The organism is Desulforamulus profundi, assembly GCF_002607855.1.
The window spans coordinates 1-13,151 of sequence record NZ_AWQQ01000105.1 but is presented as its reverse complement, the minus strand read 5'-3'; the positions used below and the strand labels follow the sequence as shown (position 1 = coordinate 13,151).

At 52.2% G+C, this 13,151-nt stretch carries 8 protein-coding genes and 5 pseudogenes; all 13 read right to left on the bottom strand.

Annotation, left to right across the window (positions count from 1 at the left end; genetic code table 11):
- Positions 1–4: 4 nt before the first annotated feature.
- Positions 5–474 (bottom strand): annotated as a pseudogene (gene rpsG, locus P378_RS15635) (30S ribosomal protein S7).
- A gap of 57 nt (positions 475–531) precedes the next feature.
- Positions 532–906 (bottom strand): 30S ribosomal protein S12, encoded by a 375-nt coding sequence (rpsL, locus tag P378_RS15630; protein ID WP_099083900.1) that lies wholly within the window; start codon positions 904–906, stop codon positions 532–534.
- Positions 907–952: 46 nt separating this feature from the next.
- A complete protein-coding gene (locus P378_RS15625; protein WP_099083899.1) occupies positions 953–1,204 on the bottom strand; it encodes a ribosomal L7Ae/L30e/S12e/Gadd45 family protein in 252 nt (83 codons plus the stop codon).
- 90 nt (positions 1,205–1,294) lie between these two features.
- A pseudogene (rpoC, locus tag P378_RS23175) lies at positions 1,295–4,853 on the bottom strand (DNA-directed RNA polymerase subunit beta').
- A 54-nt stretch (positions 4,854–4,907) separates the two neighbouring features.
- A pseudogene (rpoB, locus tag P378_RS15615) lies at positions 4,908–8,344 on the bottom strand (DNA-directed RNA polymerase subunit beta).
- Positions 8,345–8,763: 419 nt separating this feature from the next.
- Positions 8,764–9,138 (bottom strand): 50S ribosomal protein L7/L12, encoded by a 375-nt coding sequence (gene rplL, locus P378_RS15610; protein WP_099083898.1) that lies wholly within the window; start codon positions 9,136–9,138, stop codon positions 8,764–8,766.
- Between the two features lie 56 nt (positions 9,139–9,194).
- Positions 9,195–9,730 (bottom strand): annotated as a pseudogene (rplJ, locus tag P378_RS15605) (50S ribosomal protein L10).
- A gap of 194 nt (positions 9,731–9,924) precedes the next feature.
- Positions 9,925–10,613 (bottom strand): annotated as a pseudogene (gene rplA, locus P378_RS15600) (50S ribosomal protein L1).
- A 52-nt stretch (positions 10,614–10,665) separates the two neighbouring features.
- Positions 10,666–11,094, bottom strand: coding sequence for a 50S ribosomal protein L11 (gene rplK, locus P378_RS15595; RefSeq protein ID WP_099083897.1), 429 nt, complete (start codon positions 11,092–11,094; stop codon positions 10,666–10,668).
- 30 nt (positions 11,095–11,124) lie between these two features.
- Positions 11,125–11,652 carry a transcription termination/antitermination protein NusG gene (nusG, locus tag P378_RS15590; protein ID WP_099083944.1) on the bottom strand — a complete coding sequence of 176 codons (528 nt, stop codon included), beginning with the start codon at positions 11,650–11,652 and terminating at the stop codon, positions 11,125–11,127.
- 51 nt (positions 11,653–11,703) lie between these two features.
- A complete protein-coding gene (gene secE, locus P378_RS15585) occupies positions 11,704–12,057 on the bottom strand; it encodes a preprotein translocase subunit SecE (protein ID WP_099083896.1) in 354 nt (117 codons plus the stop codon).
- A gap of 107 nt (positions 12,058–12,164) precedes the next feature.
- Complete coding sequence (rpmG, locus tag P378_RS15580) at positions 12,165–12,314, bottom strand: 50S ribosomal protein L33 (RefSeq protein ID WP_099083895.1); 150 nt, start codon at positions 12,312–12,314, stop codon at positions 12,165–12,167.
- A gap of 392 nt (positions 12,315–12,706) precedes the next feature.
- Positions 12,707–13,151, bottom strand: a 445-nt coding sequence (locus P378_RS15575; protein WP_274378742.1) for an EF-Tu C-terminal domain-related protein, incomplete at its 5' end; no start/stop codon positions are given.

Genomic DNA, 13,151 nt, shown 5'->3' with positions numbered 1-13,151 from the left:
CCCCTTACCACCTGTAATGAGCAAATGCCTTGTTGGCCTCCGCCATTTTATGTGTATCTTCACGTTTTTTAACAGTTGCTCCGACATTGTTTGCTGCATCCATTAATTCGGCAGCCAGCTTTTCAGCCATCGATTTCCCTGCACGCTTGCGGGTGAACATGGTCAGCCAGCGAATGCCCAGGGTTTGACGGCGTTCTGCCCGAACTTCAACAGGAACCTGGTAGTTGGCGCCACCAACACGGCGGGCTTTTACTTCCAGCACGGGCATGACATTTTTCATAGCGGCGTCAAACACTTCCAGTGGATTTTTGCCGGTTTTCTCCCGAATAATTTCGAAAGCGTCGTAGACAATCTTTTCGGCTACGCCACGCTTACCATCCAGCATCATTTGACTAACAAGCTTTGTAACTACCTTGCTGCCATACACGGGATCGGGAAGTACTTCCGTTTGGGGATTCCACCTCTTCTTGGCACTAGTTTTCCCCCCTTTACGCAGTAATTCTTTTAATTATGAAGTAAAGGTTAAATCGCTTATTTTTTAGGACGCTTGGCCCCGTATTTGGAACGTCCACGGTTGCGGTTTTGCACGCCGGCAGAATCCAGAGCGCCGCGAACGATATGGTAACGTACGCCCGGCAGGTCCTTCACACGGCCACCACGAACGAGTACCACTGAGTGCTCCTGGAGGTTGTGTCCGATACCCGGAATGTATGATGTAACCTCAATGCCGTTGGTTAAACGAACACGGGCCACCTTACGCAGGGCAGAGTTGGGTTTCTTGGGGGTTGTGGTGTAAACCCTGGTGCAAACGCCACGCTTTTGGGGGCATTCTTTCAGAGCAGGGGCAGTTGATTTGTAAACAACCTCTTCACGACCCTTACGAATCAGCTGGTTAATGGTAGGCATATCTCTCTACACCTCCTCTCGAAGTTCTGCATATTTAAGTAGAAGCTTAATATTCCGTGATAGCAGCAATGGCACAGCCCACTTCAATGTTGCAGGCCCTGCCCAAGTCTTTCATACTCTCTACCTTGACGGTGGGTATGTTTTTAGAAGAACAAATCCGAAGGATGGGATCCACCACGCGAGCCTCGGCATCAGAGGCCCAGTAGACTTCCTTTGCCTGGGACTTTTCCACGGCCTTTATCGTCTGTTTTGCTCCCACAGTTCTCTTGCGTGCCGACTTTAAAGGCTCCAAAGACATGGCAATCCCACCTCCAGCAATCAAACACTTACATATAATATCATTTACCATAACCGGTGTCAACAATTTGTAGTTTTAGTTCCTCCAGGGTTATTTTTCTAATACCAGGTCGAAATCGTCAGGTTCTTCCGGCAGGATGTTGTAATCCCGGTTGCGGTCGCCGGTGGGCAGCAGGATGTCAAAGTCCTCTTCCCTTTCCCGCTGGCCCTGGGTTGCCACCTCAATGTTGCGGTAGCGGGACATCCCTGTGCCGGCAGGTACCAGCTTCCCTATGATGACGTTTTCCTTCAGGCCCAGCAGCGGTCCATCTTCCCTTTAATGGCTGCTTCGGTGAGTACCCTGGTGGTCTCCTGGAAGGAGGCTGCTGACAGGAAGGAGTCGGTGGCCAGGGAGGCCTTGGTGATGCCCAGCAGCACCGGCTTGGCAACGGCCGGTTCCCCGCCGGCTTCCACAGCTCTGCGGTTCTCTTCCTCAAACTCGAAGATATCGATCAAACCGCCCGGCAGCAGTTCGGTATCGCCGGCTTCCTCGATCTTCACTTTCCTCAGCATTTGACGGATCATCACTTCAATGTGCTTGTCGTTGATTTCTACGCCCTGCAGGCGGTATACCCTCTGCACTTCCTGCAGCAGGTAGATCTGCACGCCGGCAGGGCCTTTGATTTTTAGCAGGTCGTGGGGGTTTACGGAACCCTCGGTCAGTTCATCCCCGGCCTCCACCCGCTGGCCTTCTTTCACCTTCAAGCGAGCACCGTATGGTACGGCGTAGACGTTCTTTTCGCCGTTGTCCTTGGTGATTTCAATTTCCCGGCGGCCCTTCACTTCCCGGATGGCGACGACGCCGTCATCTTCGGCCACAATGGCCTGGCCCTTGGGCCGGCGGGCTTCAAAGAGTTCCTCAACCCGGGGGAGACCCTGGGTGATGTCGTCACCGGCCACACCACCGGTGTGGAAGGTACGCATGGTTAACTGGGTGCCCGGTTCGCCAATGGACTGGGCGGCGATAATGCCCACCGCTTCCCCGATATCAATGGTGCCGCCGGTAGCCAGGTTTTTGCCGTAGCAGTGTTTGCACACGCCGTAGCGGGTCTTACAGGTGATAACGGATCTGATTTTGACTTTCTGTATGCCTGCTTCCTGAATGGCCTGGGCCTGGTCTTCGGAGATCAACCCGTGGTTGTCAACCTGTTCCTGGGAGATAATCACTTCGCCGGTTTCCGGGTGGACCACCGGTTCCATGGGTACCCGGCCTTCCAGGCGTTCCCCTAATTTCTCGATGCTTTCGGTGCCGTCCCGGACTTCGCTGACTTCAACGCCCTCGGTGGTGCCGCAGTCATCTTCCCGTACGATCACGTCCTGGGCCACGTCCACCAGACGTCTGGTCAAGTAACCGGAGTCAGCGGTACGGAGGGCGGTATCGGCCAGACCTTTGCGGGCACCGTGGGTGGAAATAAAGTATTCCAAAACCGTCAGACCTTCACGGAAGTTCGCCTTGATGGGCAGGTCGATAATTCGACCGGACGGGTCGGCCATCAGACCCCGCATGCCGGCCAGCTGTCGAATCTGCTGGATGTTGCCGCGGGCACCGGAGGTGGCCATCATATAGACGTTGTTAAATCTGTCCAGGGTGTCCATCAGTGCTTTGGTCACCCGATCGGTGGCATCGTTCCAGATGCCGATGACCTTGCGGTAACGCTCGTCTTCGGTAATCAGACCGCGGCGGAATTGGGTTTCAATTTTATTGACCTGTTCCTCGGCCCCGGCCAGGATTTCCTTCTTGGCTTCCGGAATGATGATATCGGCAACGCCGATGGTAATGCCGGCCCGGGTAGAGAACTTGTAACCCAGGGCTTGATGCCGTCCAGCAGTTCCGCGGTATAGGAGTTGCCCAATTTGCGGTAGCAGTCGGCCACGATTTTACTGAGGGTCTTTTTATCGCAAACTTTATTGATAAAGCCCAGTTCTTGCGGAATGATTTCGTTAAAGATGATTCTGCCGATGGTGGTCTGCAGTCTTTCACCGTTTCTCCGGCGGACGGTAATCCTGGCATGCAGGGAAACTTCTTTGTTATCGTAGGCCAGGATTGCTTCTTCTTCGTCTTTAAAGAGACTGCCTTCGCCCTTGGCTCCCTCTCTCTCCATGGTCAGGTAGTAGCATCCCAAAACCATGTCCTGGGTGGGACTGGCCACAGGCTTGCCGTCCTTCGGGTTGAGGATGTTGTTGGCAGCCAGCATGAGCAGCCTTGCTTCGGCCTGGGCCTCGGCGGACAGGGGCACGTGAACGGCCATTTGGTCGCCGTCGAAGTCAGCGTTGTAAGCTGTACAGACCATCGGGTGAATCTTGATGGCCCGGCCCTCCACCAGGACCGGCTCAAAGGCCTGGATCCCCAGGCGGTGCAGGGTTGGGGCACGGTTCAACAGGACAGGATGTTCTTTAATGACTTCCTCTAAGACATCCCATACTTCAGGCCGTACCCTTTCCACCATTCGCTTGGCGCTCTTGATGTTATGGGCATGGCCGTCGTTGACCAGCTTTTTCATGACAAAGGGTTTGAACAGTTCCAGGGCCATTTCCTTGGGCAGGCCGCACTGGTGCATCTTTAAGTGGGGACCCACCACGATAACCGAACGGCCGGAGTAGTCAACCCTCTTACCCAGCAGGTTCTGGCGAAAACGCCCCTGCTTGCCCTTTAACATGTCGGACAGAGATTTCAAAGGACGGTTGCCGGGGCCGGTGACCGGACGCCCGCGGCGGCCGTTATCAATCAGCGCGTCCACCGCTTCCTGCAGCATCCGCTTTTCGTTGCGTACGATAATATCCGGCGCACCGAGATCCAGCAGGCGCTTGAGGCGGTTGTTGCGGTTAATCACCCGGCGGTACAGGTCGTTCAGGTCGGAGGTGGCAAAGCGTCCGCCGTCCAGTTGAACCATGGGCCGGAGTTCCGGGGGAATAACAGGAACCACGTCCATGATCATCCACTCGGGGCGGTTGCCGGACTTTTTAAAGGCCTCTACCACTTCCAGGCGGCGGATGGCACGGATCTTACGCTGGCCGGAAACCTCTTTCAGTTCCTGGCGCAGTTCTCTGGCCAGTTCCTCAAGTTCAATTTCTTCCAGCAGGACTTTAATGGCTTCGGCTCCCATGCCTGCTTTAAAGCTGTTGCCGAACTTATCCTTGTACTCCCGGTACTCGGTTTCCGTCAGCAGTTGCTTTTTCAACAGGGGTGTATCGCCCGGTTCAATCACAATATAGGAAACAAAGTACAATACCTTTTCCAGTGCCCGGGGGGACATATCCAACAAAAGCCCCATGCGGCTGGGAATACCTTTGAAGTACCAGATATGAGATACCGGGGCGGCCAGTTCAATATGTCCCAGTCTCTCACGACGTACTTTGGAACGGGTGACTTCTACGCCGCAGCGGTCACAGACGACGCCTTTGTAGCGGACACGCTTGTATTTGCCGCAGTGGCATTCCCAGTCCCGGGTGGGGCCGAAAATCCGTTCACAGAACAGGCCGTCCCGTTCGGGTTTCAGGGTCCGGTAGTTGATGGTTTCCGGTTTTTTGACTTCACCGCTGGACCACTGGCGGATTTTGTCCGGTGAAGCCAAGCCGATACGAATACTATCAAAGTTATTTAATTCTAACAAAGGACCTACTCCCCCTTATAGCGGATTTGGTAGATGGTTGCAATGCCGCTCGTTTTAGTCCTCGTCATCCAGACTGAATTCATCTTCGGCCTCTTCGAGGAAGGTTTCGTCGAACTCGTCGGTGTCTTCGTCGTATTCATCTTCCTCGTCGTTCTCCATTCTGGGAGCGCCGGGACGTCTTTCCTCCGGTAGGTCAATACCTAATTCCTTGGCGGTTTCGGTTACGTCTTCTTCAATTTCCTTAATCTCAATTTCCTCTTCGTCTTCGGACAGCACCTTAACATCAAGGCCAAGGGATTGCAGTTCCTTGATTAATACCTTGAAGGATTCCGGCACGCCGGGCTCAGGAACGTTTTCTCCCTTGACGATGGCTTCGTAGGTCTTGACGCGGCCCACCACATCATCGGACTTGACGGTGAGGATTTCTTGCAGGGTATAGGCAGCACCGTAGGCCTCCAGGGCCCAAACTTCCATCTCACCGAAACGCTGGCCGCCAAACTGGGCTTTACCGCCCAGGGGCTGCTGGGTGACCAGGGAGTAGGGACCGGTGGAGCGGGCATGGATCTTGTCGTCCACCAGGTGGTGCAGTTTAATCATATAAATATAGCCAACGGTGACCCGGTTATCAAAGGGTTCGCCGGTGCGCCCGTCATAGAGCACCGTTTTGCCGTCTTCGGGCCGGCCGGCACGAATGAGGGATTCCCAGATGGCTTCTTCGGAGGCGCCGTTAAATACCGGGGTGGCCACATGGAAGCCCAGGGTCTTGGCGGCCCAGCCAGGTGCGTCTCCAGCACCTGTCCGATGTTCATACGGGAAGGCACACCCAGGGGGTTCAGCACAATCTCCACCGGGGTGCCGTCCGCCATAAAGGGCATATCTTCTTCCGGCAGGATGCGGGCCACCACCCCTTTGTTACCGTGGCGTCCGGCCATCTTGTCGCCCTCGGAGATCTTTCTCTTTTGGGCAATGTAGACGCGGACCAGGTGGTTGACCCCCGGCGGCAGTTCATCGCCGTTCTCCCGGGAGAAGACCTTAACATCTACAATTTTGCCGGCTTCCCCGTGGGGCACCCGTAAGGAAGTATCCCTTACTTCACGGGCCTTTTCGCCGAAGATGGCCCGCAGCAGGCGTTCTTCTGCGGTCAGTTCGGTTTCGCCCTTGGGGGTCACTTTGCCCACCAGGATATCGCCGGGCCTGACCTCGGCACCCACCCGGATAATGCCCCGGTCGTCCAGGTCCTTTAAAATATCTTCACCCACGTTGGGAATATCCCGGGTAATTTCTTCCTGACCCAGTTTGGTGTCCCGGGCGTCGCATTCGTACTCTTCTATGTGAATGGAGGTAAAGAAGTCTTCTTTGACAGCCTTTTCACTGATCAGGATGGCGTCCTCGTAGTTGTTGCCTTCCCAGGTCATAAAGGCCACCAGAATGTTTCTGCCCAGGGCCAGTTCGCCCTTGTCGGTGGCAGGCCCGTCAGCAATAATCTGCCCCGCCTCCACCCTGTCACCCTTGGCAACGATGGGCTTCTGGTTAATGCAGGTGCCCTGGTTGGAGCGGGTAAATTTCAGCAGTTTGTGGGACTCGTTTCTTCCCTCATCAGTACGGATAACAATTTCATTGGCAGTCACCCTGGCCACTTCGCCGCCGTCTTTGGTAACCACCACGACCCCGGAGTCTTTGGCCGCCCTGTGTTCAATGCCGGTACCCACCACAGGGGCCTGGCACCTCAGCAGGGGCACGGCCTGACGCTGCATGTTGGCGCCCATCAGGGCCCGGTTGGCATCATCGTGCTCCAGGAAGGGAATCAATGCGGTGGCCACCGAGAAGACCTGTTTGGGCGACACGTCCATATAATCCACCCGGTCGGTGGGGACCAGCAGGGTATCGTGGCCCCGGCGGGCATTGACCCGCTCTTCCACAAAGTAGCCATTCTCATCTAAAGGAGCGTTGGCCTGGGCGATGATATGGCCTTCTTCCTCGTCGGCGGTCAGGTAGACAATTTCATCGGTAACTCGCTTGTTTTCCTTTTCCACCTTGCGATAGGGTGTCTCGATAAAGCCGAAACTGTTGATCCGGGCGTAGGTGGACAGGGAGCCGATCAGACCGATGTTGGGACCTTCCGGGGTCTCAATGGGGCACATGCGTCCATAGTGGGAATGGTGCACGTCCCGCACCTCAAAGCCCGCACGCTCCCGGGACAGACCACCGGGACCCAGTGCAGACAAACGTCTTTTATGGGTTAATTCTGCCAGCGGGTTTGTTTGGTCCATAAATTGGGACAGCTGGCTGGAGCCAAAGAATTCTTTAATGGCAGCAACCACCGGGCGAATGTTAATCAGCACCTGGGGTGTGATGACATCCACGTCCTGAATGGTCATTCTTTCCCGGACAACCCGTTCCATCCTGGACAAACCGATGCGGAACTGGTTCTGCAGCAGTTCGCCTACGGAACGAAGCCTTCTGTTGCCCAGGTGGTCAATATCGTCAACGTTCCCTTCCCCCTTCATCAGACCGAGCAGGTAACGGAAGGTGGCGATAATGTCTTCTTTGGTCAGTTCCCGGATAAATTCGCGTTCCACAGGAACTTCTTTATTTAAATAGCGGTCCCATTCTTTGGGGCCGTCTTCTCCTTTGGGATAGCGGTAGAGAATGCCGTGTTTAAGTTTCTTCTGTAATTTATAGCGTCCCACATGGGCCAGGTCATAACGCTTGGGGTCAAAGAATAAGGTATTTAATAGGGAGCGGGCGCTTTCCACCGTAGGCGGCTCGCCTGGTCGCAGTCGCTTGTAAATTTCTACCAGGGCTTCTTCCTCGGAATCGGTATTATCCCGGGTCAAAGTTTCCTGTACGAATTTATCATTTTCGAACAATTCGGCAATCATAGCATTTGAGCCATAGCCTAGAGCCCGGATCAACACAGTTGCCGGGATTTTACGGGTGCGGTCAATGCGGACGAAGATATGGTCGTTAACGTCGGTCTCAAACTCCAACCAGGCCCCACGGTTCGGAATCACAGTGGAGGTGATCAGTCTTTTGCCGCTGGTATCAATTGCATCTGCAAAGTAAACACCGGGTGACCGGACCAACTGGCTTACGATAACCCGCTCGGCGCCGTTGATAATAAAAGTGCCTTTGCTGGTCATGAGAGGGAAGTCTCCCATAAAGACTTCCTGTTCCTTTACTTCCCCGGTTTCCTTGTTAATCAGGCGGACTTTCACCCGTAAGGGAGCAGCATAGGTTACGTCGCGTTCCTTGCACTCTTCCACCGAGTACTTGGGTTCTCCCAGAGTGTAGTCCAGGAATTCCAATACCAAATTTCCTGTAAAGTCCTGGATGGGAGAGATGTCATGGAACACTTCCCGCAGGCCCTCCTGCAGGAACCATTCGTAAGAGTTTCGCTGAACTTCAATCAGGTTGGGCAAATCCAGCACTTCACGAAGTTTGCCGTAGTTCCACCTCACCCTGTTTCCTACTTGTTCCGGGTAAGCCATCGAACGCATCACACCCCTTAAATATTTAACATAAATACGCAATCACTTAAAAGCAGAGACAACGAAAAGCAAGGTCTTGCCTTTTCAACAATCCCTCGCCCTTAAACATTATAATGCCTTATCTACTTTATTTTGGCCATTTATGCAGAAAAATATGCACAATTTTTGCCACCTAACGAAAAATATTAACAAATAACCATAGAATGACATTTTGTAATGTTAGCATACGTACCTTGATTTGTCAAGGTGTTTTTTCGCCTGCACTGTCGATTTTTATGAATAATTCTATCTTAACGAAATATTATCCACGTTTTCTATGATAATCTTAAAACTTCATTCATTTTTATGGTGCAAGCAAAAACGCCGCCAGTGGTGGGGCGGCGTTTTTGCTTCTTTAATAATAGGAAGTAAATAAGTGATTACTTAATTTCAACAGTAGCGCCGGCTTCGGTAAGCTTAGCCTTGATGGCTTCGGCATCTTCTTTGCTGGTCTTCTCTTTGATGGGCTTGGGAGCGCCGTCAACCAGGTCTTTGGCTTCTTTGAGGCCCAGGCCGGTGATTTCACGGACAACCTTGATAACGTTGATCTTTTTGTCGCCGGCACTGGCCAGGATAACATCAAATTCGGTCTTTTCTTCTTCAACGGGGGCAGCAGCGGCTGCGGGAGCAGCAGCAACAGCTACGGGAGCAGCAGCGGATACGCCAAATTCTTCTTCAAAAGCTTTTACCAGTTCAGCCAGTTCCAGTACGGTCAGGCCTTTCACGATTTCTAATACTTCAGCTACTTTAGACATAGTAATTAATAACCTCCTCAGGGTTTATAAAATAATAGTTTACGCTGCGGATCGAATTAAGAAGCTTGCCCTTCTTTTTGCTGACGGACCTGATCCAGGACACAAACCAGGTTGCGCAGGTTGGCCGCCAGAACGCTGGCAAAGCCGTACATGGGAGCCTGCATGCCGCCCAGAACTTTGGCCAGCAGAACTTCTCTGGAAGGCAGGTCTGCCAAGCTTTTACGCCACTGGCATCGATCACTTTTCCTTCCAGGATACCGGCTTTAATGTCAACGCCTTGTTTTACTTCCCTGGCGAAATCCGAAAGGATTTTGGCAGGGGCCACAGGGTCTTCCACCCCAAAGGTAAAAACGGTAGGACCTTCTAAGTACTGGTCCAATCCTTCAACGCCAATTTCTTTAGCGGCAATGCCAGCGATGGTGTTTTTGGCTACTTTCATTTCACTGCCGGCCTTGCGCAGGCGGGACCGCAGGTCGGTGATTTTCGCTACGGAAATACCGCGAAAATCCGCCAGAATGGTGACCTGGGCACTGGACATTTTTTCTTTGATCTCTTCCAGCATGACTGCTTTTTGGGCTTTTGTAGTCGGCATGAGCTACACCTCCTTCCGGTAGGATAAAAAAACATTGCGGGGAATCCGCGCAGACAATGCCAGAATTCCCCGCAATCTTTAGTAAGCTTGCAGTTATTCACCCGGCCTCGGCTGGCGGCTTATGCCATTAAGTCAAATGACACCAACTGTCTACGACTGGAACTATTCTGTTGTAGAAACCGGGCAAGTGGTAACTAGATTTTGTTCGGGTTGATGCGAACCCCAGGGCCCATGGTGGAAGATACCGTAATGGTCTTCATGTACTGGCCTTTGGCGGCAGCGGGTTTAACACGAACCAGCGTGTCAGCCAGGGTCTTAAAGTTTTCGGCCAGTTTCTGAGCATCAAAGGAAGCTTTGCCAATGGGAGCGTGAACGATACCGACCTTATCGGTACGATAGGTTATTTTACCGCCCTTGGCGTCTCTTACGGCAGCTCCTACTTCGAAGGTGACGGTACCGGTTTTCGGGTTGGGCATTAAGCACGGGGACCCAGGATACGGCCCAGTTTACCGGCCATACCCATCATATCCGGGGTGGCAATGGCTACATCAAAACCAATCCAACCACCTTGAATCTTTTCTACCAGGTCTTCGGCACCCACGAAATCAGCGCCGGCAGCTTCTGCTTCCTTCGCTTTGTCGCCTTTGGCAAATACCAGAACAGTCTTGGTTTTACCGGTACCGTGGGGCAGAATAACGGCGCCCCTCAGCTGCTGGTCAGCATGACGGGGGTCGACGCCCAGACGGAAGGCCACTTCAACGGTTTCGTCAAACTTGGCCGAAGCAACCTTTTTCACCAGCTCCATGGCTTCAACTGGCTCGTAGAGTGCATTCTTATCTACTTGCTTTTTGGCTTCCAGGAGCTTTTTGCCTTCTTTCGGCATAAAATTTCCTCCTTTGTGGTACTAGCGGACTACATCCTCCCACCGGATGAAGTTATCCTTCTACAATTTCAATGCCCATGCTGCGGGCGGTACCTTCAACCATACGCATGGCAGCTTCTACGCTGGCAGCGTTGAGATCAGGCATCTTTAATTCAGCAATTTCTCTAACCTTGGAGCGGGGCACTTTGCCCACTTTCTTCTTGTTAGGTTCGCCAGAAGCGGTCTCAATACCCAGGGCCTTCTTCAGCAATACTGCTGCAGGAGGAGTTTTGGTAACAAAGGTAAAGGACCGATCTTCATAAACAGTAATTTCAACCGGAATAATTAAGCCAGCCTGTGCGGCGGTGACTTCATTATATTGTTTAACAAACCCCATAATATTAACCCCGTGCTGACCCAGAGCAGGGCCTACCGGGGGCGCTGGGGTGGCTTTGCCGGCCGGAATTTGCAGTTTAATAATGGCAGCTACCTTTTTGGCCATATCCAGTCCACCTCCTTACAACCTACAAGCTTAACGCATCTTTTCAATTTGTGAAAAATCAAGTTCGATGGGAGTTTCACGTCCAAACATGGATACCATAACTTTAACTTTACCCTTTTCAGGGTAAATTTCTTCTATCACACCAACAAAGTTCTCAAAGGGACCGTCAGTAACCTTGACGTTTTCGCCAACGGTAATGTCCATCCTGGTCTTCGGTTCCTCGATCCCCATTTGTTTAATGATGGCTTTTGCTTCTTCTTCACTTAACGGGATGGGTTTCGAGCCCGAGCCAACAAAACCGGTAACCCCCGGTGTGTTGCGTACGACGTACCAGGAATCATCGGTCATAATCATTTCCACCAGAACATAGCCCGGAAAGACCTTTTTCTTTGAGATCTTCTTCTTGCCGTTTTTAATTTCTACTTCATCTTCCATGGGCACAAGAATACGGAAGATTTTATCTTCCATATTCATTGATTCAATTCGCCTCTCCAAGTTGGCCTTGACCTTGTTCTCGTACCCGGAGTAAGTATGCACAACATACCACTGTTTACTCATCAACAGAAGGAACCCTTTAACCCCGTGGGTTCCCCACCCCCTCGTTTACAATTAGGAAACAATGCTTCCAACGCCCAAACTGAGAAGCGAATCTAAGACCCAGATAACAGCAGCCACTACGGCAACGGAAGCCAGTACAACCGCGGTATAGGTAACAACTTCTTTACGGGTGGGCCAATGAACTTTTTTCAACTCATTCTGAACGCCACGCAGGTATTTGCTTACGCTGCCGGCACGATCCGAAAAGGACGACTTCGGTGCCTTGGCCGGTTCTTTTTTGGCCACAGCCTTAGCAGCATCCTTGGGGGCCACATCCTTTTTATTCTCGGCCCCGCTGGTTTCTTTGGTTGCCGCTATTTCCTTGGCAGCGCTTGCCTTTTTAAGTGTCTTCTTTTGCACAGCCATTGAAAAACGCCACATCCTTAACTTTTTTCTTTTTTCCAGTAGTGCCTCGAATAAAACCCCATACGGAATGCGGCATATAATAACGCTTGGGGTTAAGCCGGCCCAAACTATCTGGTTTCTTTGTGTGTTGTGTGGGTATGACACCACTTGCAGTATTTTTTCAGTTCGATCCGGTTGGGATCGTTCTTCTTGTTCTTGTTAGTGGTGTAGTTGCGCCGTTTGCATTCGGTGCAAGCCAGAGTTACGCCTACTCGCACTGTTGCCACCTCCCTAAAACGAAAAAAGACTTGAACCGATATTGTCTGGTAATATACCTTAACAAATTTATCACAAGTGTTGTTGGATGTCAATACTCAACCTGTGGCAACAACCCATATTCGTATTTTGTCTCATAAATTGGTTTTATATACCATTTAAGAAGTGAGAGGTTGTAGTTTGCCATATGTCTAGGGGGTTACCGGGGGGCGGGGGTTGTAGTTTGCTATTTATTAAGTGCTGTATCCGGTGCTGCGCAAGTCGTTCACTCGGATAACACCGTACCCCTTAGACCCGTTTACTTGTTTACCTAAAAGAAATGTGCAAGGATAGTTTAAAAGGGAGTGGACTTTAACCCACTCCCTTTAATGTAAAGCTTCAATATTATTCGTGATTATTCGCGGATACCGGTTACAACGCCGGCGCCTACGGTACGGCCGCCTTCACGGATGGCGAAGCGCAGGCCTTCTTCGATGGCGATGGGGGTGATCAGGTCAACGTCAACTTTAATGTTGTCACCAGGCATAACCATTTCCACACCTTCGGGCAGGTGAACGATGCCGGTTACGTCGGTGGTACGGAAGTAGAACTGGGGACGATAGCCGTTGAAGAACGGGGTGTGRCGTCCACCTTCTTCTTTGGTCAGTACGTATACTTCCGCGGTGTATTTGGTGTGGGGCTTGATGCTGCCGGGCTTCGCCAGTACCTGGCCTCGCTCGATTTCTTTACGGTCTACGCCGCGCAACAGCGCTCCGATATTGTCACCGGCCTGAGCATAGTCAAGCAGTTTGCGGAACATTTCCACACCGGTTACAACGGTCTTGCGGGGCTTTTCGTTC

Coding starts and splice junctions, on each gene's coding strand:
- secE (WP_099083896.1), bottom strand. CDS start 12,057: ATGGCTGTGCAAAAGAAGACACTTAAAAAGGCAAGCGCTGCCAAGGAA.
- P378_RS15625 (WP_099083899.1), bottom strand. CDS start 1,204: ATGTCTTTGGAGCCTTTAAAGTCGGCACGCAAGAGAACTGTGGGAGCA.
- rplL (WP_099083898.1), bottom strand. CDS start 9,138: ATGTCTAAAGTAGCTGAAGTATTAGAAATCGTGAAAGGCCTGACCGTA.
- rplK (WP_099083897.1), bottom strand. CDS start 11,094: ATGGCCAAAAAGGTAGCTGCCATTATTAAACTGCAAATTCCGGCCGGC.
- nusG (WP_099083944.1), bottom strand. CDS start 11,652: ATGAGTAAACAGTGGTATGTTGTGCATACTTACTCCGGGTACGAGAAC.
- rpsL (WP_099083900.1), bottom strand. CDS start 906: ATGCCTACCATTAACCAGCTGATTCGTAAGGGTCGTGAAGAGGTTGTT.